This window comes from Streptomyces sp. NPDC044064, from assembly GCF_056434245.1.
Genome location: NZ_JBWKFN010000008.1, coordinates 259,990 through 285,746 on the forward strand (window position 1 = coordinate 259,990; position 25,757 = coordinate 285,746).

General features: G+C 72.2%; 26 protein-coding genes and 1 pseudogene. 7 read left to right on the forward strand and 20 right to left on the reverse strand.

The features are described 5' to 3' along the window. Positions 1-15 precede the first annotated feature (15 nt). The 4 genes from AC07DS_RS15900 to AC07DS_RS15915 form a co-directional block, all read right to left on the reverse strand. Positions 16-489, reverse strand: coding sequence for a DUF6174 domain-containing protein (locus tag AC07DS_RS15900; RefSeq protein ID WP_479145683.1), 474 nt, complete (start codon positions 487-489; stop codon positions 16-18). Positions 490-573: 84 nt separating this feature from the next. After that, positions 574-1,791 (reverse strand): MFS transporter, encoded by a 1,218-nt coding sequence (locus AC07DS_RS15905; protein WP_479145685.1) that lies wholly within the window; start codon positions 1,789-1,791, stop codon positions 574-576. Between the two features lie 121 nt (positions 1,792-1,912). After that, the gene (locus AC07DS_RS15910; protein ID WP_479145687.1) at positions 1,913-2,989 is read right to left on the reverse strand and encodes a hypothetical protein; all 1,077 of its coding nucleotides are present in this window, start codon (positions 2,987-2,989) and stop codon (positions 1,913-1,915) included. 48 nt (positions 2,990-3,037) lie between these two features. After that, positions 3,038-4,024: a hypothetical protein gene (locus AC07DS_RS15915; RefSeq protein WP_479145688.1), complete on the reverse strand. Its 987-nt coding sequence runs from the start codon at positions 4,022-4,024 to the stop codon at positions 3,038-3,040. Positions 4,025-4,299: 275 nt separating this feature from the next. On the opposite strand from AC07DS_RS15915, the gene AC07DS_RS15920 reads away from it, so the two are divergent. Beyond that, entirely contained in the window at positions 4,300-5,100 is an 801-nt protein-coding gene (locus AC07DS_RS15920) for an SAM-dependent methyltransferase (protein WP_479145690.1), read from the forward strand. A 100-nt stretch (positions 5,101-5,200) separates the two neighbouring features. After that, positions 5,201-6,121, forward strand: coding sequence for a serine hydrolase (locus AC07DS_RS15925; protein ID WP_479145692.1), 921 nt, complete (start codon positions 5,201-5,203; stop codon positions 6,119-6,121). 94 nt (positions 6,122-6,215) lie between these two features. Here the strand turns inward: AC07DS_RS15925 and AC07DS_RS15930 are convergent, their stop codons facing one another. Together AC07DS_RS15930 and AC07DS_RS15935 are read right to left on the reverse strand one after the other, a co-directional pair. Next, positions 6,216-6,833 (reverse strand): hypothetical protein, encoded by a 618-nt coding sequence (locus AC07DS_RS15930; RefSeq protein ID WP_479145694.1) that lies wholly within the window; start codon positions 6,831-6,833, stop codon positions 6,216-6,218. Between the two features lie 162 nt (positions 6,834-6,995). Then, a complete protein-coding gene (locus AC07DS_RS15935; RefSeq protein WP_479145696.1) occupies positions 6,996-7,880 on the reverse strand; it encodes a class I SAM-dependent methyltransferase in 885 nt (294 codons plus the stop codon). 125 nt (positions 7,881-8,005) lie between these two features. Here AC07DS_RS15935 and AC07DS_RS15940 point away from each other — a divergent pair, with 125 nt between their 5' ends. Then, the gene (locus AC07DS_RS15940; protein ID WP_479145698.1) at positions 8,006-8,497 is read left to right on the forward strand and encodes a peptidylprolyl isomerase; all 492 of its coding nucleotides are present in this window, start codon (positions 8,006-8,008) and stop codon (positions 8,495-8,497) included. 105 nt (positions 8,498-8,602) lie between these two features. Here AC07DS_RS15940 and AC07DS_RS15945 read toward each other — a convergent pair whose 3' ends face one another. Further along, positions 8,603-8,932 (reverse strand): branched-chain amino acid transporter permease, encoded by a 330-nt coding sequence (locus AC07DS_RS15945; protein ID WP_479145700.1) that lies wholly within the window; start codon positions 8,930-8,932, stop codon positions 8,603-8,605. Next, positions 8,925-9,674, reverse strand: coding sequence for an AzlC family ABC transporter permease (locus AC07DS_RS15950; RefSeq protein WP_479145702.1), 750 nt, complete (start codon positions 9,672-9,674; stop codon positions 8,925-8,927). The genes AC07DS_RS15945 and AC07DS_RS15950 overlap by 8 nt, the downstream gene beginning before the upstream one ends. 62 nt (positions 9,675-9,736) lie before the next feature. Here AC07DS_RS15950 and AC07DS_RS15955 point away from each other — a divergent pair, with 62 nt between their 5' ends. Further along, on the forward strand, positions 9,737-10,195 hold the full coding sequence (locus AC07DS_RS15955) for an Lrp/AsnC family transcriptional regulator (RefSeq protein WP_479145703.1): 459 nt from the start codon (positions 9,737-9,739) through the stop codon (positions 10,193-10,195). A gap of 176 nt (positions 10,196-10,371) precedes the next feature. Next, positions 10,372-11,163: a ribonuclease BN gene (locus tag AC07DS_RS15960; RefSeq protein ID WP_479145705.1), complete on the forward strand. Its 792-nt coding sequence runs from the start codon at positions 10,372-10,374 to the stop codon at positions 11,161-11,163. Between the two features lie 8 nt (positions 11,164-11,171). Here AC07DS_RS15960 and AC07DS_RS15965 read toward each other — a convergent pair whose 3' ends face one another. The 9 genes and pseudogenes from AC07DS_RS15965 to AC07DS_RS16005 form a co-directional block, all read right to left on the reverse strand. Next, entirely contained in the window at positions 11,172-11,597 is a 426-nt protein-coding gene (locus AC07DS_RS15965) for a MarR family winged helix-turn-helix transcriptional regulator (protein ID WP_479145707.1), read from the reverse strand. After that, a complete protein-coding gene (locus AC07DS_RS15970) occupies positions 11,594-12,484 on the reverse strand; it encodes an NmrA/HSCARG family protein (protein ID WP_479145708.1) in 891 nt (296 codons plus the stop codon). The genes AC07DS_RS15965 and AC07DS_RS15970 overlap by 4 nt, the downstream gene beginning before the upstream one ends. Before the next feature lie 152 nt (positions 12,485-12,636). Beyond that, entirely contained in the window at positions 12,637-14,697 is a 2,061-nt protein-coding gene (locus AC07DS_RS15975; RefSeq protein ID WP_479145710.1) for a serine/threonine-protein kinase, read from the reverse strand. Positions 14,698-14,955: 258 nt separating this feature from the next. Further along, a pseudogene (locus AC07DS_RS15980) lies at positions 14,956-15,713 on the reverse strand (alpha/beta fold hydrolase). Between the two features lie 21 nt (positions 15,714-15,734). Continuing rightward, positions 15,735-16,706 carry an alpha/beta hydrolase gene (locus tag AC07DS_RS15985; RefSeq protein ID WP_479145712.1) on the reverse strand — a complete coding sequence of 324 codons (972 nt, stop codon included), beginning with the start codon at positions 16,704-16,706 and terminating at the stop codon, positions 15,735-15,737. Between the two features lie 206 nt (positions 16,707-16,912). Further along, complete coding sequence (locus tag AC07DS_RS15990; RefSeq protein WP_479145713.1) at positions 16,913-17,836, reverse strand: helix-turn-helix domain-containing protein; 924 nt, start codon at positions 17,834-17,836, stop codon at positions 16,913-16,915. Positions 17,837-17,945: 109 nt separating this feature from the next. Next, complete coding sequence (locus AC07DS_RS15995; protein WP_479145715.1) at positions 17,946-19,772, reverse strand: AfsR/SARP family transcriptional regulator; 1,827 nt, start codon at positions 19,770-19,772, stop codon at positions 17,946-17,948. A gap of 120 nt (positions 19,773-19,892) precedes the next feature. Further along, entirely contained in the window at positions 19,893-20,690 is a 798-nt protein-coding gene (locus tag AC07DS_RS16000; RefSeq protein ID WP_479145716.1) for a tetratricopeptide repeat protein, read from the reverse strand. Positions 20,691-20,696: 6 nt separating this feature from the next. Then, positions 20,697-22,721 carry an AfsR/SARP family transcriptional regulator gene (locus AC07DS_RS16005; protein WP_479145718.1) on the reverse strand — a complete coding sequence of 675 codons (2,025 nt, stop codon included), beginning with the start codon at positions 22,719-22,721 and terminating at the stop codon, positions 20,697-20,699. A gap of 170 nt (positions 22,722-22,891) precedes the next feature. Here AC07DS_RS16005 and AC07DS_RS16010 point away from each other — a divergent pair, with 170 nt between their 5' ends. Both AC07DS_RS16010 and AC07DS_RS16015 read left to right on the forward strand, forming a co-directional pair. Beyond that, on the forward strand, positions 22,892-23,455 hold the full coding sequence (locus AC07DS_RS16010) for an AMIN-like domain-containing (lipo)protein (protein ID WP_479145720.1): 564 nt from the start codon (positions 22,892-22,894) through the stop codon (positions 23,453-23,455). A gap of 97 nt (positions 23,456-23,552) precedes the next feature. Further along, a complete protein-coding gene (locus tag AC07DS_RS16015; RefSeq protein ID WP_479145722.1) occupies positions 23,553-24,380 on the forward strand; it encodes a maleylpyruvate isomerase family mycothiol-dependent enzyme in 828 nt (275 codons plus the stop codon). A 6-nt stretch (positions 24,381-24,386) separates the two neighbouring features. Here AC07DS_RS16015 and AC07DS_RS16020 read toward each other — a convergent pair whose 3' ends face one another. The 3 genes from AC07DS_RS16020 to AC07DS_RS16030 all read right to left on the reverse strand — a co-directional run bounded on the left by AC07DS_RS16020 (position 24,387) and on the right by AC07DS_RS16030 (position 25,692). Continuing rightward, the gene (locus AC07DS_RS16020) at positions 24,387-24,614 is read right to left on the reverse strand and encodes a hypothetical protein (RefSeq protein ID WP_479145723.1); all 228 of its coding nucleotides are present in this window, start codon (positions 24,612-24,614) and stop codon (positions 24,387-24,389) included. Further along, entirely contained in the window at positions 24,601-24,894 is a 294-nt protein-coding gene (locus AC07DS_RS16025; RefSeq protein ID WP_479145725.1) for a DUF6400 family protein, read from the reverse strand. The genes AC07DS_RS16020 and AC07DS_RS16025 overlap by 14 nt, the downstream gene beginning before the upstream one ends. A gap of 63 nt (positions 24,895-24,957) precedes the next feature. Next, positions 24,958-25,692 (reverse strand): hypothetical protein, encoded by a 735-nt coding sequence (locus tag AC07DS_RS16030; RefSeq protein WP_479145727.1) that lies wholly within the window; start codon positions 25,690-25,692, stop codon positions 24,958-24,960. Positions 25,693-25,757 lie beyond the last annotated feature (65 nt).

The window sequence follows — 25,757 nt, forward strand, 5'->3', positions numbered from 1 at the left end:
CCCGGGCCGCAAACGTCAGTGGCGCCCGGCCACGTAGTCGCTGACCGCGTACTCGGCCTCGTCGTCGACGGCGTTCGCCGACCAGTCCAGGGTGATGCGCAGTGGGTAGCCCATGGTCGAGTATTCCGCCTCCGCGGTGTCCGCGCCGTCGCGACGGGCCTGTTCCAGTTCCTTCAGCAGCCCGCCGATGGTGGGCACCGCTCCGGGCGACCGCTTCACCACCCTGCGGCCCGGCTCGTCCAACCCCACCGCCCGCACCGCTTTCCCCTTCCGCACGGTCACTCGGAAGGTGCCGATCAGGAGCCGCTCTCCCCCGCTCGACTTCAGGGTGTACGTGTACGCCGACGGCTCCTTCCAGGCGGTACTCTCCGCCCGCGCCGCTCTGTTGACCTCGGCCTCCCCCTGGCACGCGGCGGTTGCCCAGACAAGGCACGCCATCAGTGCGAGGCGTGGCAGCGCGGACCGGGGAACCAGCCGGACGGATCTCATGTTGGGGCCTCTCACCTGCGCGGGCTGTTTCTCCTTCGACGCCGGAGGACCGCCGTTCGTTCGCCGGCCGGCCTGAACTTCGGTTCAGGACCGGGCGGTGGCCGGGGGCAGAGTCCGTCGCACGCGGATGCCCACCGCCGTGACGAGCACGACCGCGCACGCCGTGAACACCAGACCGGCCCCGCGCAGCCCCAGCGCCAGCGTCATGGCGCCCACCCCCACGACCGGCAACGAGATCCCCACGTACGCGACGACGAAGAACGCCGAGATGGTGGCGCCTTGGTGCGCCGGGGGCGCCGCGGTGCTCACCTCGGTCAGCCCGGCGCGGAACGCCATCCCCTGCCCCACACCACCGGTCACCGCACCTGCCAGCAGCAACGGGAAGGACTCCAGCAACAGCGAGGACGCGATGAGGAGGAGTCCGACGACGAGCACCGTACAGCCCAGGGGCAGGGCGCGGCGCGGACCGACCCGTCCCATGAGCAACTGGCCACCGGTCGAGGCGCAGAACACGCAGAAGACGACGCCCCCGGCGACCGCCAGGTTGCGCTCCCCCAGCGTCTGCGTGAGGAAGGCCGGGGCGACGGCCGTGAACAGGCCGAGCATGGCGAAGCCCGCGAAGGCGGCGAGCGCACAGGGGGTGAACACCCCGCGCACCTCCGGCGGAACCCTCATGCCCTGAGGTCGCAGCGACGGCCGAGGAACCGTGCGGCGTACGGTCTCGGGCAGCAGGCAGACGACCGCCGTGGCGACCGCCAGGAGCACCAGGTGGGTGGCGAACGGTAGCTTGAGCGGCCACGGGGCGTACTCGGCGAGGAATCCGGAGACGAGCGGGCCGAGTCCCAGACCGCCCATGTTGGCCGCGGTCGCGGCCAGTCCGGCACGGCCGCGTCTGCCCGGCGGGGCCAGTTCGAGTACGGCCGCGGTGCCCGTGCCACTGAGCAGACCGGCCGAGAAGCCCGACAGCACCCGGCCGGTGTACAGCAGCGGCAGTCCGGCCTCGAAGAGGAAGCACACCGCGCTGAGGGCGGCCAGGCCGAGTGCGGCCAGCAGCACCGGCCGCCGCCCCAGCACGTCGGAGAAGCCGCCGGCGACCAGCAGGGCGGTGATGACGCCCACCGCGTAGACGGCGAACACCACCGTGACGATCAGTTCGGAGAACCCGATCTGCTCCCGGTACAACCCGTACAGCGGTGTGGGCAGGGTGGTGCCCATCATTCCGATGGCGAAGACGCCCGCCGCGGACTTGTACCCAGGGCGTCCGCCACCCCGCCGGCAAGGCTCTGCGTCGCTGCTGATCACATCCCACCATAGGCATCGGCTGCCGGGCGCGGTGCGCCCCGCAACGCCGTGCCGCGCCGTCCGGTGCCGCCACGCCCGGCCGGGGGTTCAGCCCCCGGATGCGGGACACCCCGGCAGGGACTCAGCCCGCGAATGCCGGATACCCCGGCAGGGGCGCGGCCTGCCACCCTCCGGCGACCTTCCGCAGCAGCAGTTCCATGGTCTCCGTGAACGCCGGGAACTCCTCGATCCCGCTCGCCGTCTCCCAACGGTGGCGCAGTACCTGACGCATCGTCGGTACGGGACGCCGGGTCCGGTGCATCGGCCGGTCGTCCGCGGCAGCGGTGCGCGGGAGCAGCGCCACTGTCACGTCGACCGTCCAGACCGCGATCGCCCGGCGCATTCCGGCCTCCCACACCGCGTCGTCGGCGAGGTCCGGATAAGCGGTCACGACCTCCGTGCGGAAGGCCTGCTCGATCTCCTCGGCCAGGCCCGCGGGAAGCCTGAAGACGCACCAGCAGCTGGAGAAGGGCATCCGGCAGTAGGCGGCGGTCAGGAACACCGACTGGAAGCAGGCCGCCTCGAAGTCGATCAGTCGCAGACCGTCCGCGGTGAGCAGGTTGTTGTCGGGGCAGGTGTCCCCCGGAGTGAACGCCGGGTACTCGTCGCCGCCCGCCGTCCCGATCCGGGCCAGTTCGGCCGGCAGTTCCGGTGGCGCGGTGACTGCGGCCTCGGCCAGCAGCGGGAGCAGGTCGGCGGCGTTCCGCCCGATCCACGGCTCGTCCCCCCAGGACGGCAGCCCCTTGTCGTACCGGGCCGCCAGCCGGGTGAAGTCGGCTCGCCTGTGCACGGACGTCGCAGCGAGTCGGCCGAGCCCCGCGGCCCAGGTCGACAGGCCTTCCGCGGCGGCCTTCGGGTCGTCTCCGAGCAGCACGTCCGCCAGCGTGGGCGCAGCCCCCAGATCCTCCATCACCAGCAGCGGTACGTCGGTGTCCACGCCGAGCAGTGCCGGGCCGGCCACTTGAAGGCCGAGCCCGGCGGCCTCGGAGGTGAATGAGCGCAAGGCGTCCGGCTCGTCGGTGAACGACTTGACGATCACGCTGTCGCCGGTCGCGGTGCGGCAGCGCACCACGGTACTGCGCCGGCTGCCGCCCAGGTCGACGGGATCGGAGAGCCGGGTGCCCAGCAGATCGCCGGCGGCGCGGAGGATCTGATCCATCCCGGCATCCTGTCATCCGCTCCGGCCGGCGGCCCGGTTCCGTGCCGGCTAGACCAGGAAGGCGTTGACGCGGCCCGCCGCGATCTGCTTCTTGCCCGTGACGGGCTGCGCGACGGCGGCCTGGGGCGTGGAGGAGTTGACGCTCCAGCGGTATCCGGCGAAGAGGGACGTGTCGGGGTCCGCGTAGAAGACCATGTGCCCGTAGCCCACACCACTGTGCTCGGAGTAGGTGGAGTTGTCGTCGGCGAGCTCGGCGCGGCTGTCCGGGTACGAACGGTAGCGGTCGACACTGGACTGGCTGGTGAGGTCGGGCCCGCCGTGGGGGCTGTTGGTGCAGTCGACGATCTGGAAGAGGTGCGGGACGACCCCGGTGATGCCCAGCTTGCTGTCGACGGAGGAGGCGTAGGTGCCGAGGTAGGCGCGGATCATCACGGTGTGCCCGGTGTAGGGGACGCTCTTGGCGTTGGGGTCGTAGTCCCAGGCCACGATGTCACCGGGACGCAGGTTCACCGGCTTGGTCACCGGGTCGATGTGCGGCACGTCGGAGGCGTTCAGGAAGCCCGCCTGCAGATCCTCGGCGTTGGGGAACGAGGCGGTGCGGGGCAGGCCGTCCTTCGGCGGGAAGTACTGGTTGAAGTACGCCGTGGTGGCCCAGCCGTACGCGGTGTCGGCGCCGTAGGAGCGCTGCAGCAGGCTCGTCATGAACGAGGCGCACTGGGAGAGGTTCTCGAACTCGTCGGGGTGGCCCGGACGACCCCAGGTCACCTGGGTTCTGCCGAGGTTCTCACCATTGGTCTGTTCGACGTTGTACCGGTTGTGGTCCCACTGGTTCGTGCGCAGCCGCAGGTACTCGACCAGCGTCTCGGCCTCCAGCAGGTGCGGCGGCTTGAGCTGGTAGAGCGCGGCGCTCGCCGGCTCGGCCGCGGCGGCGCGGGTGGGCGAGATCAGGGAACCGGCGGACGCGGCGAGCGCCAGCCCGGCGCTCCCGGTCAGCAGATGACGACGGGACGGAACCGAAAAGGACGACGTGGACACATGACCCCCCTGGTATGCGGACGGCGAGGACGGTCGGGCCTCGCCTTCGATCGCCGGACGATACCAGGCGATCTGATCTTGGTCGGGGCCCGCCCGCCCTGACAGTGATCCAGATCAGGCAGTACACGGACGACGTCGCCGTCCCGCTCCTGCGCGCAACGCGTATCGCGCAGCGAACAACGCACAACCACGTGACCGGGCCTGGGAGTTGATGTGCGAAGCTGTCGCGAACCGTTCGTGCGTGGGGCCGTGGCGGTCGTCGAGAGGAGCGCGGTGTGGGACAGGACGACGGCTTCGGCGTCAGGGAGATCGACACCAGCAGGCCGCACCCCGCGCGGATCTACGACTACCTGCTGGGCGGCAAGGACAACTACGAGGTGGACCGGCGGGCGGGCGACGAACTGGCCGCCGCCGCACCCGAGGTGCGCATAGGTCTGCAGGCCAACCGCGCGTTCCTGCGGCGCGCCGTCCGGTACGTCGTCAGCAGCGGGGTACGCCAGATCCTCGACATCGGCACCGGGCTGCCCACTTCGCCGAACGTGCACGAGATCGCCCACGAGCTGGCGTCCGACGTCCGCGTGGCCTACGTCGACAACGATCCGATCGTGGCCGCGCACGCCAACGCGCTGCTCAGCAGCTCCGGGGCGACCAGTGTCGTACTCGCCGACGTGCGCGACCCCCTGGCCATCGTGAACCACCCCGAGGTCCGCCGGGCCATCGACTTCGACCGGCCGGTCGCGCTCCTCCTGGTCGCCGTCCTCCACTTCCTCACCGACGCGGAGAAGCCCGCGCAGGCCGTCGCCGCGCTGCGTGACGCGCTTCCGGCCGGCAGCTGTCTGGTGCTCTCGCACGCCACCGGCGACTTCGCCGACCGCAGCGCCGCCCAGGCCGTGTACAACAAGGCCACCGCCACGCTGAACCTGCGCTCCCGCGCCGAGGTCGAGGGGTTCTTCGACGGCTTCGAACTGGTCGATCCCGGCCTGGCCCAGGTCCCGTTCTGGCGCCCGGACAGCCCGCCTCCCCCGAGGTCGGCCGAGATCGGCTTCTACGGAGGGGTGGCCCGCAAGACCGCCTGATCCCAAGGTGGTTCGGGAAGCATGGGCAGTCCCGGCCGGTCGGCGTTCACCGGTGGCGAAGCGTGTCCCGGGCCGGGGGTGCGCGAGTGATCATGGGCGGATGATCGAGGACCGACTTGCGCAGGTGTTCGCCGAGGCCGGGTGTCAGGGCAGTGTGGCCGTCCTGGACGTCGACGGTCCCGGGCGGGTGGTGCTGGGCGACGACGAGTTGATGGTCGCCGCGTCCACGTTCAAGATCGCGGTGGCATTGGAGTTGTTCTGCCAGGGCTCCGAGGGCGAGTTGGACCTGGCCGAGCGGGTCCGACTGTCGCCGTCGCGGGCCACGCCGGGCGGTCAGGGCTTCTGCATCTTCGAGGACGAGGCCGAGGTCTCGCTGCGTGATGTCGCCCGGATGATGGTGACGATCAGCGACAACACCGCGACCGATGTGGTGATCCGTCGGGTGTCGGTATCGCGGGTTCACGCACGGCTGGCCGGGTTGGGCCTGGACCGGATCCTGTTGGCGGGCACGATCCAGGAGGAGTTCGACGCGATCGGCCGCGATGCGGGCTTCGCCGGGTGGGCGGAGATGAACCGTGCGATGCGCGAGGCGGGCTCGCCCCGGGACACCGACCGCATATGGGAGCGCGCGCTGTCCACTCCGTCCCTGCGGCCCGGGCGCATCACGAGCGCGACGGCCGGGCAGATGGCCGCCTTGCTCAGGATGATCTGGCGGGACGAGGCCGGGCCCGCCGACGCCTGCGCCGCGGTACGGACCGTCATCGGTCAGCAGCGGCTGACCCGGAAGATCGCCGCGGGGTTCGGTGCCGAGGTGCGGGTGGCCGCCAAGTCGGGCACGGTTCCGGGATGTGTGAGCAACGACGCGGGAGTCGTGCAGTTCCCGGACGGTTCCCGCTTCGCGGTGGCGGTGTTCACCAGGCCCAGCGGCCCCGGTACGGGGACACCTCCGGCCGATTCCGTGATCGGCACGGCCGCCCGGCTGGCCGTCGAGCATCTGCGCCGGTTCAGGGCTGCCGGGTGATCGGCCATCGCGCAGCAGCGATGCTGTGAGGGCACGCCCGGCCACCGACAGGCCGGTGGAACTCCTTGCCCTTCTGTCCCGTTCGCGTGTCCGCTCAGCCCTGATGAGGAGCATTCCGGCCGGGCGCGGCAGTCTCCCTCCTCACCCGAGCCCGGTCGAGGCACCACGCGCCGACACCCACCAGTACGGCTGCCGCCAACCCGTACACCGGCAGCCACAGAGTGGTCGTGGCCGAGAGGCAGTCGGCAACAGCCTCATGGACCTTCGCCTCCTGCACCTGGGCCAGGGCGGTTCTGTCGCGGCCGACCAGTCCGGCCAACGCGGCCTCCGCCTGGATGCCCGCGTACTTGCCCAGTTCGGGACACACGCGTCGGGTGCCCGGCATCGGAAACAGCCACGCCGAGCGCTGAAGGGCGGGCGCGATGGTGATCGCCACGCACAGACCGACCACCAGTGAGAACGCGGCCAGATTCCTCATGTACGTGGATCCGAGGCCGGGCACCCATGTCGGCAGCCGGTAGAAGGAGAAGACCACCGCGAGAAGCGTCACCCCGATGTAGCTGGCGAACCATTGCCAGGAACCCTGCGCGAACGCGGCCGTGAGAACGGCGGCGAGCGCGATGCCGATGACCCCCGCCCCACCGGAGGTGTCACGGGCCGCACCAACGGATCTCGTCTGCCGGGCTTCTTGAAGTCTGGGGCGATCGTCCATGATCTCTCCTGCAGGGTCCGGAAGCCCTCAGCATCGGGTCACGGTGCGATTCGGCACGGAGCCATGCCGAGCCGGTCCGGAGGCCCCGCCCGATTGGCCGGGATTCCAGGCCGGGCGCGGCCGCCGGCGAGTGACGCCCGCTCGCCCTTCCGTCGTGACGGATCACTGGCAGGCCGGGCTCCCGGCCGCTGCGGGGACGGACGGGTTTCGCCACACGAACACCTCGGTGCTGGGCCCCCGTTCGCTGAAGCGGCCCGTCGGGGAGGACGAGCGCAGCAGGCGGCGCAGGTCGGCCTCGAAGGCGTCACGGCGCGCGCCGAACAGGCCGGGTGCGGAGTACGACATCGAGAAGGTCCAGGCGACGACGTCGTCCTCGCTGCGCTCCAGTACCTGCCCGCCGGGGACGACATGGCGCTCGGGCCCCAGGTATCCGGCGCGGGCGATGACGGCCGCTTCACCGCCGGGTGTCCCGTCGGGCAGCACCCCGCGCCCGGCACGGCGGACCGGCCCCAGGTACTGCCTGACCAGTTCGCCCACGGCGCCGTACGGCACACCGGGGTGGGGCAGGCCCTCGATGCCGGGCTGCTCGCCCTTCAGGTCCGAGACGTGCACCAGCGCCCCGCCGGGCCGGAGCATGCCGCGCACGGTGGCCGCCACCAGGTCGCGGTCCATCCAGTGGAAGGACTGGGCGAAGACCGCCACGGTGAAGGTGCCGAGGTCAGCCGGGAGATCCTCGGCCCGTATCCGCAGCCAGCGGTACTTGGCTGCCCCGCCCACGGCCCCGCCCATGGCGGCGACCCGGCGGGCGGCTTCGTCGAGCATGCCCGGGTCGGGGTCCACGCCCACGACTTCGCCGAACAGGGGCGCGAGAGGCACGGACAGGGTGCCGGGGCCGCATCCCACGTCGAGGAGCCGCCCGTTTCCGTCGAGCCCGAGCACATCGGCCAGCACTGTCACGAGGGTGGGCGCGTACGGCAGTCTGCCCCGGTCGTAGTAGGGGCCTGCGCCCGCGAACAGTGTTTCGTCCCACACCCAGTCTTCGGTCACGGAAGCATTTTCCCCGTGTTCGGGGCGCGGGGTACGGTGTTTGCAGGTGGGGCGCGGAGCGACACCAGATGCTCAGGGAGACCCTTCTGCACGTCGCGGGACTCCACGAAGGTAGGTTGATCGCCATGAGTGACAACGTGTACTTCGACATCAGCATCAACGACGAGCCGGCCGGCCGGATCGTTTTCAAGCTCTTCGACGACGTGGTTCCCAAGACCGCCAAGAACTTCCGTGAGCTGGCCACCGGTCAGCACGGCTTCGGTTACGCCGGTTCCTCGTTCCACCGGGTCATCCCGCAGTTCATGCTGCAGGGCGGCGACTTCACCAAGGGCGACGGCACCGGCGGCAAGAGCATCTACGGCGAGAAGTTCGCCGACGAGAACTTCACTCTGAAGCACGACCGCCCGTACCTGCTGAGCATGGCGAACGCCGGCCGGAACACCAACGGCTCGCAGTTCTTCATCACCACGATCGTCACCGACTGGCTCGACGGCAAGCACGTCGTCTTCGGTGAGGTCGTCGAGGGTCAGAAGCTCGTCGACCAGATCGAGGGCCTTGGCAGCCGGAGCGGCTCGACCAGCGCGAAGATCGCGATCACCGCGAGCGGCACGGTCTGACCGACGCTCCCCCGCACCGGCGGGTGACGCGAACGCCCCGGTGACGACGCCGGTCGGTTCTCACCTGACCGGCCGTCTCACCGGGCGTCGCCCTGTCCGGGGCCGTCAGTGCGCGAAGACCGTACTGGCCAGCGCCACATGGACGGCGGTGCCGCCGAGGATGCTCAACAGGGCGTTGCGGCGCCACAGATGCAGGCCGACGGTGACCGTCAGGGCGGCCAGGGGGGCCACCACGCGCGCGTGGGTCACCGGCAGGTCGCGCAGACAGTAGACGACCAGGATCACCATGATTCCGGCGGGCATGCGCGTGCTCAGGTACTGGACCGTACCGCTCGCCCGCAGCGGGGCGAGGGCGGCGAAGGGGAGGGCCCGCAGGGCCCAGGTCACCGCGGCGGATATCAGGACCGCGGCAACCAGATAGGTCGTGTCAGGCATGGCTCGGCTTCGTGCTGGTGATGAGGTGCCGGGCCAGGAGTCCGGCGGTGAACAGGGCGAAGGCGACCGGCAGCAGCTGACCGGGGAAGAGCAGCCGGGCGGCCAGGGCGCTGACGAGGGCGAGCAGCGGGGTGGGCAGATCGCCCCGCCGGTCACGGACGGCGTCGAGCGCCAGCACGGTGAACAGGGCGGTCAGGGCGAAGTCCAGCCCGGTGACGCTGTCCGGGACGAGGGAGCCGAGCAGGGCTCCGGCGGTGGCGCCCCCGGCCCAGTACAGGTGCATGAAGAGCTGCAGCCAGAGAATGCGCCGGCTCGGCCAGGAGCGGGCCTGTTGCCCGGCGGTCAGGGCGTACGCCTCGTCGCACAGGGCGAAGGTGCTGTATGCCTTCCCGAGCCGTCCCTGCACCCGGTCCAGCGGGAAGGACAGGGCGTAGAAGACGTGCCGCAGGTTCACCAGGAACGCGGACACGGCGATGGAGACCAGCGGCACGGCCGCCGTGACCATGCCGATCAGCAGGAACTCGAACGATCCGCCGTAGATGACCGCGCTGGACAGTCCTGCCCACCACCAGCCGACTCCGGAGTGTGTGACGAGCACCCCGAAGGCGACGCCGAGCGGGACGAATGCGAGACCCACGGAGGCGGAGTCCTCGAACGCGCCCCGGGCCGCGGAGCGAGGCCGGGGAGGCAGGGTCGGCGCGGGCGAGGCCGGGCCGTCGGCGACGGCAGAGGATGTTCGCATGAAGACATTTTAGGAAATATGGCACGTCATATGGTTGCCGATAATGTCCGTACCCTGGACTCATGCGCAATGAAGTGAAACTCGACGCCATCGATCGGGACATTCTGTTTCACCTGCGCCAGGACGGCCGGCTGACCAACGTCGAGCTGGCCCAGCGGGTGGGGCTGACGCCGCCGCCCTGCCTGCGCCGGGTCAAGCGACTGGAGGAGGCGGGTGTCATCGCCGGGTACCGGGCCGTCGTCGACCCCGAGGCCCTCGGCCGCGGCCTCGAGGTCCTCATCGACGTCGAGGTCAGCGCCAACGACCGCACGACGTTCCTGGAGTTCGAGGACACCGTGGCCGCCTTCGACGAGGTGATCGAGTTCCGGCGCATGTACGGCCGCCCCGACTACTTCGTCCGCGTCGCCGTCGCCGACCACGCCGCCTACGAGTCCTTCCTCACCGAGAAACTCAGCGGCCTGCCGTGCGTCCTGCGCATCGACTCCCACCTGACCATGAAGACGATCAAGTCGGGTGCCTGACGGCCGCTCCCGCTCGGGAAGTTCTCCGGGTGGCCCTCCTCGGCATGTCCGGCCGGGCGATTCGACGGCTTTCGTCCGATCATGTCACCAAAGACTCATCGAGGGCCGCCCGGGCGAACCCGGCGGCGGACGACCGTCGGCGACGACGCCTGGTGCGGCGAGCACGGGAGGAACCCGTGAGGCAGTGGCGGCGCGGCCTCCACCGCGCTTGGGAGTGGCTGCGTCTGCGCGCCCTGCTCCAGCACGGCCGTGAACTGGAGCTGATGCACCGGGCCATGGGGTTCGCCACGCTGGCCCTGGTGACGCTGGCTCCGCTGCTGATCACGGTCGCCGCGGCCGATCCGCTGGTGCGGGGAGGCTTCGCCTCGTGGCTCACCGACGGCATGGGACTGTCGGGACAGTCCGCCGAGGCTCTCACCGGCATCATCAGCCCCCCGCGCAAGGTCATCGGCACCACCAGTCTGCTGAGCCTGATCCTGCTCGCGGTGTTCGGCGTCTCCTTCGCCGGCAGCGTGCAGAACGGGTACGAGCGGATCTGGGGTCTTGCCTCGGGACCCTGGCACCGGGTCTGGCGACAGGTGACCTGGCTGGCGGTACTGACCGCCTACCTCTATCAGGAGGTGCAGACACGGACGGCGGTGCACGGTACGCAGCGGATCTCGCTGTCCGTGCTCAGCGGGGTGCTGTTCTTCTGGTGGGGCCAGCGCTTCCTGCTCGGGGGCCAGGTCCACTGGCGCACCCTGCTGCCGGGCGCGATCGCCACGGTCCTCGGCCTGGTCGGCCTCAGGGCCTTCTCGTTCCTCGTCTTCGCCCCGCTCATCGTCACCAACGCACTGAACTACGGCGCGGTCGGGACCGTGCTGGTGGTGGAGTCGTGGCTGATCGGCGTCGGGTTCGTGGTGTACGGGGGTGCGCTGTTCGGCCGCTGGTTCGTCGAACACCACTGGATGCCCACCCACGAGGAGTGAGTGGTCCTTCAGCCGGTCGAGGCCATGACCTGTGGGCCTTCGAGGTTGCGCGTCATGCGTTCCAGGACGCTTACAGCGGCGCCGTACTCCTCCAGCGAGATGCCCGCGATGACCGCCTCCCGGAAGAACGCGACCCTTTCGGTGACGGTGCCCAGGCGGGCTTCGCCCTGCGCGGTGAGGGTGAGGAGGCCCGCGGCGGAGCGCGTCGCCCAGCCGTCGGCGAGGACGGTACGGATGGCGGCGGCGAGGGTGATGGTGTCGGCGTTGGCGCCCAGGGTGGTGTGGACATCGGTGTCGGCGGCTCCGGGTGCCGCGCGGACGACGTTGAGGACCTGCCAGGTCAGGCGGGTGAGGCCGTACTCCGTGAGCAGGGCGTCGAGGTGCCGGGTGAGGGCCTGGTCGGTGCGGTTGAGCCAGTAGCCGATGGGTTTCATGACAGGGCGGGCTCCTTCGGATCCGGAGTGAGCAGAGCGGGCCAGTCCTGGGCGGCCGCCCAGTCGGCGAAGGTGTGCCAGCCGACCTCGGGATGGGCGCGGCGCAGGCCGGTGACGTCGACGTCGAGGCCGGTGGTGGTGAAGTAGGAGAACATCTCCGCGAGGTCGTCCGAGTGGGTGCGGACGTAGGACAGGGGCACCTCGCGGTGCGTGACGGGACGGCCGGTGGCGGCGGACAGGGCCGCGGCGATCTGGGCGGCGGTGAGTTCGTCGGACGCGATGTCGACACGGCGGCCGGTGAAGACGGACCGGTGCTGCAGGACCAGGGCCGCGAACGCACCGATGTCGTCGGCCGGGATGAGCGTCAGGGGGCGGTCGGCCGGCATGGGCCAGGCGAAGGTGTTGTCGCGCAGGCCCTCCAGGGTCCAGCCGGACGCGAAGTTGTCCATGAAGGCCGCGGGGGCGATGACCGTCCAGGGGACGCCCGTCGTCCTGAGGTGGCGCTCGATCTCGTCCTTGCTGTCGTAGTGCGGGATGCCGGTGCCACGGTCGGCGTGCGCCGCCGACGTGAACACGATGTGGCCGACCCGGGCGGCCGCCGCCACGTCCAGCAGGGTCCTGCCCTGGCGGACCTCGGTGGCGGTGTCCGTGCCGAACGGGGTGGTCACCGCGAAGAGGGAGTCGGCGTGGGTGAGGGCGGCGTCCAGGGAGGGGCGGTCGTCGAAGTCGGCGTACCGGACGTCCGCGCCGAGCCGGCGCAGGGCCTCGGCCGACGGTGCGGCAGGGGTGCGCGTGAGGGCGCGGACCCGGAGTCCGGCGGCCAGCAGGGCGCGCGCGGTGGCCCCGCCCTGGGCGCCGGTCGCACCGGTGACGGCGATGGTGGACATGTGGGCTCCTGAAAATGCAAGGCAGCGCGTACCTGCGCTGCACATTAACTGCGTCACGAAGAGAATAGCCCACATCTTCGCTGCGTCGCGCAGATAAAAACTTGTGAAGTGGATCGCTCTCGCGCCGGGCCGGCCCGTGACAGGCCCGGCCCTCACTTCATGCAGTCCCCCGAGCCCGTGAACTCGGGGAAGCGGCTGTTGCCCTCCCACATGAGGACGGACCAGCGGGTGTACTGCCACGCCTTGTTGCTGCTGTACTCGGAGACCAGCTTCCGGCAGGCGGTGGTGGTGACGACGTCCTGGAAGTTGTCCCGCTGGGCGCGGCCGATCATTGTGCCGTCGGGGTCGTGCATCCACACGTACGCAGCCTTCTCGACGGGATCGAAGCCGAGGCTGATGTCGTTCTGCGCGGCCGCGGGATCCACCCCGTTGCCCTCGGCGACCCGGACCTTCCAGGCCGCCGTGACGGCCTTGTCGGTGGCGTCGGCGACGCGGATCTCCGCCCGGTCGCTGCTCGGTATCTGTGCGGTCGCCATGCCGGACTCGTCGCCCTGCCACTGCCCGGCGGTCAGGTTGTAGCACCCGTCGGTGGCCTCGCCGAAGCCGAGGATGTTCGGCTCGGGATCGGTGTCGGAGTCCTTCCAGAAGACCGAGTAGCGGCCGTAGGGCCAGGCGGTGGGGTCGTCCGCGAGCCGGCGGGCGAGGGCGGTGCAAGCCGCCATCTCCCCGCTCCTGCGGAACACTTCCTGCTGGTCCTCGGGAAGCTGGGAGATCGGGCCGCCGGTCACCATCAGCGTCTGTGCGCTCTTGTTGAAGGTGACCGTGGGCTCCATGAAGGCCATGTTCTTGGTGGCGAGCATGGTCCTGATGTCGTCCCGGACCACCGTCGCCACGTCCGTCTCGGCCGCGGTGCTCGCTCCGGTGCTGGCTCTCCACTCGTCGTCGCCGGGCTGGGTCTCGTCCCCGGCACGGGTGAAGGCGGGGTCGGTCACCCCGGCGAGCGGGTCGGCCGGGACCGCTGCCCTGCGCGGATCGACCGCCGGCTGCGCCGGTTCCGTCGTCCCGTCGGGCGCGGCGGAGCCGGTGTGCTGTGCGGTGTTGTCCGCGTGCGCGGCCGGGGACGCACCGGCCGTGGCTCCCCTGGTCTTCGCCGCGCGGTCGTCCCGCCCGCCGGGGAGGGCGATGACGGCGCCCGCGAGAGCGCCGGCCACGGCCGCGGCGACGAGGACGGTCGTGACGGTCCGCCTGCGGGAGGACGGTACCGCCGGGGCGTGCCAGCGGGGATCGTCCAGGGTGGGCAGGTCCCACCGGGCCATGACCGGCGCACCGGCACGGGTGGGGCCCAGGTCCACCTCGCCGCCGACGACCTGGGTGGCCTGCGCCGCGAGCAGCCCTGCGCACTTGTCCGCAGCCGTGACGGCGCTCGTCCGGTCGGCGGGCTCCTTCGCGAGGGCCGTCTCCACGATCTCCCGCAACTCCCGCGGAACTCCGTCCAGATCGGGCTCCCCCGACATGACGCGGAACGCGACCGCGTCCGGCGCGCCGGCGCCGAACGGGAGACGGCCGGTCGCGGCGTACGCCACCAGCGCGCCCCAGGCGAACAGGTCGCCCTCGGGTCCGGCCGTGCCGCCGCGGTAGTACTCGGGGCTGATCCAGCCGGGGGTTCCGGTCAGGACGCCCGTCCGGGTCACGCTGGTGCCGTCGGCGGCGTGGGCGATGCCGAAGTCCAGCACGCGGGGCCCGGCGGGCGTGAGGATGACGTTCTGCGGCTTCACGTCCCGGTGGACCACACCGGCCCGGTGAATCGCCGCCAGCGCCTGGGCCGTGCCGGTGGCGAAGGCGTACAGGGTGCCGCCGGTGAGGGGGCCGTGCTCGGCCAGGTGCTCGTTGAGGGTGGGGCCGGGAGCGTAGGCGGTGGCCAGCCAGGGCGCGGCGGCTTCGGGATCGGCGGCGAGCAGGGGCACGAGGCAGGGGCCCTGCACCCGGGCGGAGAGCTGGACCTCGCGGCGGAACCGGGCCCGGAACTCCGGGTCCTGGGCCTGCGCGGGGTGGATCACCTTGACCGCGACCCGGAGTCCGTCGTCGGTGAGGCCGGCGTGGACCGTGCCCATGCCGCCGGAGCCGAGACGGCCGATGATCCGGTACGGGCCGATGCGGGCGGGGTCCCCGGGCTGGGCAGGCCGCACCCGCCCGCCCGCGCCAGTAGTGCTCACGGAACTCCCCCCAGGAGCATGCCGATGGACCGTGCAGAAGACGTGGAGAATGTGTATATCACGCAGATGGTTGACGTCGGCACACGTTCTCGGGGGGCGGGCGGGCCACACGGTCACGGCAACACCCACCCCGTCCGACGCACCGTCAAGCCGCCACTTCCTGGGCGTCGTCCCGTACGCGGCGCGGAAGGGCCGGCCGAAGTGACAGTCGGACTCGCCCTCCCGCACGGGCGGGAGGGCGAGTTCCGTGGCGTGCGGTCAGCTCGTCGCGCGGACCGCGTCGCGGATCAGGGCGGCGACCTCCTTGGGCCGGGACACGGCGACCGCGTGGGACGCGCCCTCCAGCTCCAGGACGGTCGCTCCGGCCCGCTTCGCGCCGTAGCGCTCGACCTCCGGGTTGATCGCCTCGTCCGCGCCGGCGACCAGGGCCCAGGACGGCTTGGTCTGCCACGCGGCGGCGGAGGCGGTCTCCTCGAAGGCCGCGGCGGCCAGCGGACGCTGGGCCACCGCGAGGACCTTGGTGACCTCGGGGGCCACGTCGGCGGCGAACACCGACGGGAAGGCATCCGCCGCGATGGTGACCTCGACCGCGTCCTCACCGTCCGGGCCGGGGTACGTCCACTGCTTCAGGTTGCTGACCAGCGGCGAGAGCGGGAAGCGGCCCTGCAGCTCACCGAGGCTCTCGCCCTCCTCGAGGACGTAGGCGGCCACGTAGACCAGCCCGACGACGTTCTCGACGGTGCCGGCCACGGTGATGAGCGCACCGCCGTACGAGTGTCCGACCAGCACGACGGGGCCGTCGATCTGGGCGACCACGGAGGCGACGTAGGCGGCGTCGGAGGCGAGGCCGCGATGGGGGTGCCCCCGGTTCGAGCGCCGCCGAGAACTGGGGGAGGGTTGGGCGGCGCGACGACGGGGATGCCCTCGCGCTGCAGTTCCTCGATGACCCCGGACCAGCTGGTCGCGTCTGCGAACGCGCCGTGGACGAGGACGACCGTGGGAGTGGAGGCGGTCATGTGGGTGCGGTCTCCTCGGCTTCAGGCGGTGTGCAGGGCCGCGTGCAGGGTGCGGGCGGCCAGGGTGATGGCGGCTTCGGCGGCGTGGGTGCCGCGCAGGGCGTTGAGCATGACGAAGTCGTGGATGATGCCCTGGAAGCGCACCGCGGTGACCGGCACGCCCGCCTCGCGCAGCTTGTTGGCGTAGGCCTCGCCCTCGTCGCGCAGGACGTCGGCCTCCGCGGTGATGACGAGGGCCGGGGGGAGGTCCCCCAGCTGCTCCGCGGTGGCACGCAGCGGGGAGGCGGTGATCTGCGCCCGTTCGGCCTCGTCGGTCGTGTACTGGTCCCAGAACCACTGCATGCCGTCGCGGCGCAGGAAGTAGCCGGTGGCGAACTGGTGGTAGGAGCCGGTGTCGAAGCTCGCGTCCGTGACCGGGTAGAACAGCACCTGCTGCGCCAGCGGGAGGCCGCCGCGCTCCTTGGCCATCAGGGTGAGGGCGGCGGTCATGTTGCCGCCGACGGAGTCACCGGCCACGGCCAGCCGCGAGCCGTCCAGGCCCTTGGACGCCCCCTGCTCCACGACCCACCGGGCGACCGCGTAGTTCTGCTCGATCGCGACCGGGTAGCGGGCCTCCGGCGACAGGTCGTACTCGGGGAAGACGACGGCCGCTTCGGCACCGACGGCGAGTTCCCGCACCAGGCGGTCGTGCGTGTGGGCATTGCCGAACACCCAGCCCGCGCCGTGGATGTAGACGATCACCGGGAGGATGCCGGAGGCGCCCGCGGGCTTGACGATGCGTGCCCGGACGCTGCCCGTGGGCCCGCCCGAGACGGTGATCCACTCCTCGTCGACGGCCGGCTTGTCGATCTCGCCGGACTGCACCTCGTCGACCGCCTTGCGGCCCTCCGCCGGGTCGAGGTCGAACAGGTAGGGCGGGTTGGCGGTCGCGCGGGCGAAGTCGGCGGCGGCCGGTTCCAGGACCGGCTGGACCGGGGCTACGGCATCGGACATCGGTTCTCCTCGGATTTCGGGGGCGCCGGATCGCATGGTGGATCCGCTGAGTACTCCGGCGCCGCTGAGCGCCACCGTAGATCCGCCGGGCGGAGGGCAATTGCCCGTGAGCGAACGGTCAGTGTGCCGACAGCGCACGGATTCGCGCGGCGCTGCTGCGGGCGCCCTGGAGGGAAGGGTTCGGTGCACCGGGAGGAAGCAGCGTGCTAACGGCTCGCGGAGTCCCGCCACTCGCGCGGGGTCATCCCGTACGTGGCCCGGAAGACGCGGCTGAAGTGCGTGGCGCTGGCGAAGCCCCAGTGGCCCGCCACCGCGGCGATGGTCCGGGTCCCGCGGGAACGGTCGGCGAGTTCGCGCCGGCACTCCTCCAGCCTGCGCAGCAGGATCCGCCGGCCGACGGTGGTTCCTTCGTCGGCGAAGAGCTTGTGCAGGTACCGCACGGAGATGTGGTGGGCGCGGGCGATCCGCTCGGGGGACAGCTCCACGTCACCCAGGTGCAGGTCGATGAACCCGAGGATCCGGGACACCAGGGCCGACTGGTCGGCGGCGGCCGCCCTCCCGGGTTCCCGCAGGTGCTCCGTGGCGAGGGTGGTGAGCAGTTGCACGGCGTTCCAGGCGAGCATGTCGCCGACCGTGGCCCGCGACGCGACGGCGGTGTCGGCGAGGTCGGACAGGAACGGCGAGAGGAGCGAGCCCATCCGGGAGTCGCGGCGCACCGGCACCCTGGTGATCCGGTGCAGGTCGCGGTCGGCGAGCCCCAGCAGTTCGCGTGAGAGCAGGAACGTCTGCGTACGGCATCCCTCGGGGAGGTCCAGCACGGGCGGGCGGTGCAGGTCGTAGAAGCAGATGTCGCCCGGGCCGAGTCGGCCGTCCACGGACGGTTCCTGCACTAACACCGGGCCGCCGCCCCGCACGCCCACGAAGAGGAAGTCGCCGCTGTCCCGGGCGATCCACCTGCGGGGCCCTCCGGTGAGGTCCGGCCCGGCGTACGGCGCGCGTTCGCGGGGCAGCACGGCGGGGGCCGGGTCCGTGATGAGGATGTCGAGTCCCATGGCCCGTCGCCACACCGGTTTCGGTTGCGGTGATCTCAGGTGTCCGCCGCTCGCCTCGATGCCGGTCGTCGCCGTCATCCGTCGTCGCCTCCGCTCTGTCGTCACGTGAAGCGGCGATGGAGAGGGCCACTTCGCCGGGAGCGTAGATCGCGGGATGTGCAAAAAGAGTGACAAGGAAGTGAGGGTGCTACTCGGTGAGTTCGGTGGCGAAGGCCCGCAGCAGCTCGTGCATGGCGTAGTGGCCGGGCGCGGCTTCGGTGACGAGGTGCGCGTCGGTCAGCTCGACGAGGAGGGTCCCGGCCTCGCGCACCGGCAGGTCGGCCAGTGCCGCGGCGGTACCGGCCGTGACGAGGGGGCCGGTGTGCCGCGGGAGGAGCCGGAACAGCCGGGCGCCCCCAGCCGACAGGGTGCGGTAGGAACAGCCGAACGCGGCTCGGGCGTCGGCTGCCCCTCTCGCGGAGGAGAAGGCGTCGAGGCTGCCGTGGGAGGCGCGGAGTTCGGCCGCGAGGGCGGCCAGCGGAAAGTCTCTGCGGCTGGCTGCGCGTGCGGCGACGACGGCGAGGGCCAGCGGCAGCCGCCCGCACCGCGCCACGATCTCCTCGGCCGCCTCGGGTTCGGCGGTCACCCGCTCCGAGCCGATCCGCCGGGCCAGGGCGGTGCGTGCGTCCGCCGCGGACGGCAGGTCCAGGGGCAGCGGGCGTGCGCCGGCGGCGATCAGGCCGGGTAGTCCGTTGCGGCTCGTGACCACTGTCAGGCAGCCGGGCGAGAGGGGCAGCAGGGGGCGGAGCTGCTCGGTGTCGGCGGCGCCGTCGAGGAGGAGGAGAAGGCGGCGGCCCGCCAGCAGGCGTCGGTAGAGGCCGGCGAGCTCGTCGACGCCTTCCGGCATCCGCTGGACGGGCACTCCGAGGGAGGCGAGGAGCTGCCGTAGCACCTCGGCGGGGTCCAGGGCGGACCGGCGCGGGTCGAAGCCGCCCAGCTCCACGTGGAGTTGGCCGTCCGGGAAGCGGTCGGCGGCGCTGTGCGCCCAGTGGACCGCGAGGGTGGTCTTGCCGATGCCCGCCATTCCGCTGATCAGGACGGTCACGGGCCGGTGACCGGTTGCCGCCGTGGCGTCGGCGAGGGCGCTCAGCGTGTCGAGTTCGGTGCTGCGGCCCGTGAACACGGCGAGATCGGGCGGCAACTGGGCGGGGCGGACGAAGGGTTCCGGAGAGTGCGGTCGCGCCGACGGCGTGCTCCGCGCGGTGATGTGCCCGGCGGGCCGCACCTCCTGGCGCAGGACGCGGGCATGGGCCGCGCCCAGCTCGGGACCGGGTGCGACGCCCAGCTGAGCGGCCAGGTCGCGCCGGACGCGCTCGTACACGGCCAGCGCCTCGGCCTGGAGACCACAGGCCGCCAGCGACATGACCAGTCGGGCGTGCAACGACTCGTCGAGCGGCTCGACTTCGGCGGCCCTGCGCAGGGCGGGGAGCACCTGCTCCGACCTGCCGCACAGCAGGGCGGCGTCCGCCGCCATCTGTGCGGTGCGCACGATGTCCCGCTCCACGGCCGCGAAGTGCGGGTGCGCGCGGGTGGCCACGGGTATCCCCGTCGCCACCGGACCGCGCCAGAGGGCGAGGGCGTCGGCGAAGTGCCGTACCGCCTCCTCCGGCCGTCCGGTGGCGGCGGCCCGCATGCCCTGCCGGGCGAGGTCCCGCAAGCGCAGCAGGTCGACCTCGTCGGTGTCCGCCTCCAGCACATAGCCACCGGTTCGGCCGAGCAGGCGCCGTCCGGGCGCGCGCGGCGGCAGGCCCGGTTCCAGCAGCCTGCGCAGGGCACCGACGTAGCGGCGCACCACGTTGCGGGCACTGGCAGGGGGCTCCCCGGACCACAGCACCTCGACGATCTCGCTCATCCGCATGGGCCGGCCCGGCTGCACCAGCAGCAGCCCGAGCAGGGCCCGTTGCTGCGGGAAGCCGAGATCCAGCTCGGTCTCCCCCCGCACCACCCGCAGGGATCCGAGCACTTCGAACCGCATCACTTCACCGAGCCCCGTCCCGCACGGCCACACACCACCGGCCACCGACCGCTGTCCGCTGTCCGCTGTCCGCTGTCCGCCGACCACCCATTACCGCCGCATCGCGCGTGTGCGCGCCGCTCACACCGCGCCGGGCCATTCGTCCCGTCCGTCGAGTCTGGCCCGGACCCGGTCGGCGTCGGGGTGGCCGAGGGCGGTGAGAAGGGTGAGTGCCTCTTCCCAGGCGGCCCGTGCGCTGTCGCGGTCGCCGGTGGCCAGGTGGGTCTCGCCGATGCGGGTGAGCGTGTCGGCCTCCGGGTAAGGCACCCCGAGCGCGCGGTACAAGGTCAGCGCGTTGCGGTAGCCCAGCAGGGCGTGCGGGTGGCGGCCGAGGTGGTGGTAGGCGTAGGCGATGCTGTCCCAGGTCGCGGCCTGGCCGTAGCGGTCGCCCAGGTCCTGGAGCAGGGTCAGGGCTTCGAAGCAGTGGGCGAGCGCCTTCCGGTGCTCGCCGAGCAGGACGTGGTACCAGCCGACGGAGTTGAGGACGCTGGCCTGCGCCGGTCGGTGGCCCGCGGTGCGGAACAGGTCGAGGGCGAGCCGGTTGTGCCGCAGGGCTCCGGCCAGGTCGCCCTGCTGCTCGCTCGTCCAGCCCAGGCTGCGGTGGGTGCCCGCCCGGCCGGCCAGGTCACCGAGGCCGGTGAACAGCTCCAGGGCTCGTTCGAGGTGGGTGCGGGCCTCCTCGTGCTGTCCCAGTCTGCCGGCCGCCCGGCCGAGGCCGCGCAGGGCGCGGGCCTCCAGTGCGGGATCGGCGAGCCGCAGCGCGGCGTCGTGCGCGGTGCGCTGGGCGGCCAGTCCGTCGTGCCAGTGGCCGCGCCGTTCGAAGTACGGCTCCAGGGACCAGGTCAGCAGACACGCGAGCCGGTCGCGTCGGGAGGCCACCGCCTCCTAGACGACGGCGGGCAGTACTCCGTACTCGGCACCGAGCCAGGCCAGGGCGTGGCTGTCGTCGGCGAACGGTTCGGCGTGCGTACCCTCCGGCAGGGGTGGGAGATCCCCGCTCGGATCGAGGAGCGCACCGGCGGCGTGGGCGCGGTGCAGGTAGTACGCGAACAGCCCGTCGCTCGCCTCCTGGCGCTCGCCCTCGCCGTGGTGGGCCTGGAGGAGTTCGGCGGCGTGCGCGCGGAGCAGGTCGTGGAAGGCGTAGCGGCCGGGCGTGGGTTCGCCTACGAGGTGGACGCCGGAGAGTTCGGCGAGCAGTGGTCGCACCTGACGGAGCGGCAGTCCGGCGAGCGCGGCCGCGGCGGCCGGGGACGCGTCCGGGCCGGGGTGCAGGGAGAGGAGCCGGAACAGCCGGGCGGCCTCGGCCGACACGGCGCGTACCGACCAGGAGAACACCGTGGCGACGTCCGCCGAGGTGTCGGGCCTGGTGAAGGCGTCGAGGCTGCCGTGGGCCTCGTGGAGTTCGGCGGCCACGGCAGCCAGCGGGAAGTGCGGGCGGAGGGCGGCGCGGGCGGCCACGCAGGCGAGGGCGAGGGGCAGCCCGGCGCACCGGGTGATGATCGCGTCGACCGCTGCGGGTTCGGCGGCGATCCGTTCCGCGCCCAGCCGGCCGGTGAGGAACTCCCGCGCCTGGCCGGTGTCGAACGGCCGCAGGGTCAGGGAGCGGGCTCCGTGGGCGGCCACCAGGCCGGTGAGTTCGTCCCGGCTGGTGACGATGGTGAGGCAGCCGGGCGCGCCGGGCAGCAGTGGCCGTACCTGCTCCGCGTCGCGCGCGTTGTCGAGCAGGACGAGCACCCGCCGTCCGGACAGCATGCTGCGGTAGAGCGCGGCCTGAGCGTCCAGGCCCTGCGGAATGTGCTCCGGTGGCACCCCGAGCGCATCGAGGAAACCGCGCAGGGCCTCCCCCGGACCGGTGACCGCCCCGGACGGTGCGAAGCCGCGCAGGTCGGCGTAGAGCTGGCCGTCCGGGTACCGGTGGGCGACCCGGTGGGCCCAGTGGACGGCCAGCGTGGTCTTGCCCACCCCCGCCATGCCGCCGAGCGCGGAGATCAGCACCGTCCCGGCGTCCTCCGCGCCGCCGGAGAACGAGCCGAGCACCTCCGCGAGCTCGGCGTGCCGTCCGGTGAACGTGGCCAGGTCGTGGGGCAGTTGGGCGGGTACGGCGGGGTGCGGGCCCGGGGCTTCCCGGGGCGGTGTGCCGGCGCCCCGGCCGGTCGCCTCGTGCAGCGCGTCCCGCAGTTCGGGGCCGGGGTCGATGCCCAGCCCGTCGGCGAGGCGGCCGCAGGCGGTCCGGTACGTGTCCAGCGCCTCGGCGCGGCGGCCGGTGGCCGCGAGGGCCAGGACCAGGCGGGCCAGCAGGGGCTCGTCCAGCGGGTGCGCGGCGGCGGCCTGCCGGAGTTCGGGCAGCACCCTGTCCGGTACTCCGGCGTGCAGTGCCGCGTCGGCAGCCTCGCGCACCGCGGTGAGGCGCTCGCGCTCCGGCCCGCCGACCGAGATGCGGTCGCGCACGTCCGGGGAGACTCCGGCGGCGACCGGTCCGTTCCACAGCGACAATGCTTCGGCGAGCAGGTCCACGGCCCGTGCGGGCGACCCCTCGGCGGCGGCCTGCCGAGCTTCGTCCCGCAACTCGCGGAAGCGTAGGAGGTCCAGGGCGTCGCCGTCGGTGACGAGCCGGTAGCCGCTGGCGCCGCGCACCAGGCGGCGGCCCGACGCTCGCGCGGGCAGCCCCGGCTCCAACAGACGGCGCAGGGAGCCGACATGGCGGCGGACGACGTTGACGGCCGTGCGTGGCGGGTGCGGGCCCCACAGCGCGTCGACGATCTCGGGCACGGACACGGGCTGGCCTGCACGAAGCAACAGGAGGGCCAGCAGTGCCTGTTCCTGAGGTCCCCCGAGTGCCAGCTCGCGCTCCCCGCGCCAGACCCGCACCGGCCCCAGCACCGCGAACCGCACGGCCGACTCGTCCGGCATGACGCCCCCCTCCGGTCTGCCTCCCCGGACTCGACTGTACGTCACCCGATCAGTGACCGAGAGTTACCGCACCCCGAGATCCGCGGAACTTCCGGCATCATTGCGTGCAACCATTCGCCAGGGTTCCGTGTCTCATGCCATAACAGCATGACTCGACCAAGGGGGACATCATGCGAAGAATTGGGGCAGTTATAGCAGCGCTCCTTCTGGCGGGCGCAGGGTTGGGGACGGCGTCGAGCGCGACGGCCGCCACACAGGCGACGGCCTGCCCGACCGGCTGGGGCAGCGGCGACAAGGGCGGTTCCACCGCAGGCGCCGTGCCGCTCGACGACATCAGGACCGGTCGGCACGCCTGCTACGACCGCATGGTCCTCGAAGTGCCCGGCGGGGGCCGTTCCATCGGCTACTCCGTCAGGTACGTCCACCGGCTCCACCAGAGCGCCAGCGGCCGGGTCATCCCGGTCGGCGGTGGGGCGATCCTCGACGTCCACATCGGCGCTCCGAGTTACGACCCGGAGACCGGCGCGGTGACGTACCCGGGACGGGTGGGCCACACGCTTCCCGGCGTGAAGGTCAGCGGGTACCGCACCTTCCGGGACACCCGGTTCGCCGGCAGCTTCGAGGGCGAGACGCAGGTCGGTCTCGGAGTCCGGGCCAGGCTGCCGTTCCGGGTGATCCAGCTGTCCGACCGTGTGGTGATCGACGTGGCCCACAACTGGACGGGCAGCCGCTGATCACGGGCCGCCCGCAGGCTTGCCCTGCCCTCCCGAGTCTGATTGGGTACCCGGCACCCCGTACCCACGGGGTACGGCAGGCGGGAGGGCGGGCGGCGTGCGGCCGACGGAACGACAGGACACCGAGGGGCTGTTGCCCGACGGACTCGGGCAGGCGATACGCGGGACCGCCGAGGACATCGCCACGCTGTTGCGAGGCGTGCCCGACACGGCGGTTCCCGTACCGGGGTCGGCGTGGACCGTCGGCGAGGCGGCCGCACACCTGGCCCTCGCCAACGAGCTGATGGCCGACCTCGCCGCCGGGCGCGAGCGCCCCTACGGCGACGGCACCCCGCAGAGCCTGGCCGCGGCGAACGAGGACTCGCTCGCCGCCTTCGGCGAGCGCCGGGCGCAGCCGCTGGCGACGATGATCGCCGAGCAGGCCGGGGCGTTCCTGGACGCCATGACGCGGACGGCCACCGATGCCCCCGCACCGACCACGCCGCTGGGCCCCATGAACCGCGGCGTCCTCGCGTCCTACCTGCTCACGCACATGCTCGGCCACGGATACGATCTCGCGCGCGCCGTGGGCCGCCCGCACATGGTCGACGGCCCGCGCGTGAGCCTGTGCATGCCGTTCATGCTCTCGGTCATGCCGCGCGTCACGAACACCACGGCCACCGCCGGTCTCACGGCTCGCTACACGGTCAGGCTCCGCGGGGGCGAGACGTTCGGTGTGGCCTTGGCCGACGGTGCCGTGCAGGTGACCCCGGGGCCGCCGCAGGGCCGCTCGGACTGCACCATTCTCATCGAGCCCACCGCCTTCCTGCTCGTCGCGCTGGGGCGGCTCAACCCGTGGCGCGCCATCGCCCGGGGACAGATCCTCACCTGGGGAGCCAAGCCCTGGCTGGCGCCCCGATTCCCGAACCTGTTCACCGCGCCCTGAGCCGTCTCAGCCCTTGGACCGGGTGGCTCCGAAGTGGGTCTCGTGGTTCCAGACGTGGGTGCAGGAGGGGCACTGCAGGTGCAGCAGGCTGCCGGTGTTGGACAGCAGGTAGCGCCAGTGGGAGCGGCACTCGCCGCCCTGCGCGCAGGTGGCGCACTGCCGGCGGTCGTCGCAGTTCGGGCAGTCCACCCAGGCACGGCGCCCGATGTCGGCCTGCGGATCAAGCGGCAGCATCGCCACCCCCGCGCCTGGGGAGCACCCCGGCCGCGACCAGCTCGTCGTAGATCCGCTGCTGCTCAGCGTCGAGGCCGGAGTACAGCAGGTCGTACGCCTCCTCCTCGCCGCGCAGCGCCGCGACGGGGTCCCAGTCGGGCCCCAGGGCGGCCAGGGCGTGCGTGCGCCGGAGCATCTCGTGCGCGGTCAGGTCGACGACGAAGTCGACCGGCTCGGACGCGCTCACCGCGGCAGGCTGCTCGTCCGGCTCGCCAGGAAGGATGGGGTCAAAGGAGGACATACAACCGAACGTAGGTAAGCCTTTCCCGCCACGGCAAGAGCAGGTGGGGGAAGTCACAGCAGCTCACTTCAGGATGTTCACGGCTCGCGCGACCACCAGGACCACGGTCACCAGGGACACCGAGGACTGGAGCATCATCAGCATCTTCGCCCACCGTGAGAGGGGCATCACGTCGGTCGGGCTGAAGGCGGTGGAGTTGGTGAAGGACAGGTACAGGTAGTCCAGGAACGCCGGCTCCCAGTCCGGCGGGGCGACCTCCGGGCTCTGCATCTGCACGAAGAGGAAGTCGGCGTGCTGCTGCCGGCCGAGGGCCCGCGCCATCGGGCCGCCGCGGTCCCACTCCCAGTACCAGAGCGCGAACACGATGACGTTGGTCAGCCAGATGCCGCCGCCGGTCAGCAGCAGCGGCACCGCGTCCTTCCCCGCCCGGCCGCTCACCAGGTCCGCGACGAGCCTGAGGGCCGCCAGGCCGTTGGCCAGGCTGATGACGGAGATCAGGCCGAGGCCCAGCCACCGCAGCCATCGCGTCCGCGGCTCGACCCGTCGGGGGTTCGCGGCGATCAGGCCGGCCAGCAGCACCAGCTCCAGCACCGGCAGCGCCCAGTACGGCTGGAGCGCGAGCCGGTGGGGCAGCATCAGCTGCAGGGCGACCGCCACCAGGATCACGGCGGTCACCGCCCAGCGCGGCTCCCCGCGCGTGGCCCGCCGCCACGCGGGGACCAGATCACGTTCGCCGGCCTCCAGCAGTCGCTCGACCCTGGCCAAGCTGTTCTCGGCGTCGCCCATGTCATCGGTCATGGCGACGATTGTCCCGCTCGGCGGGCCGCGCGTCGGAGCGGGTGCCGGGCACCGGGCTTACAGGC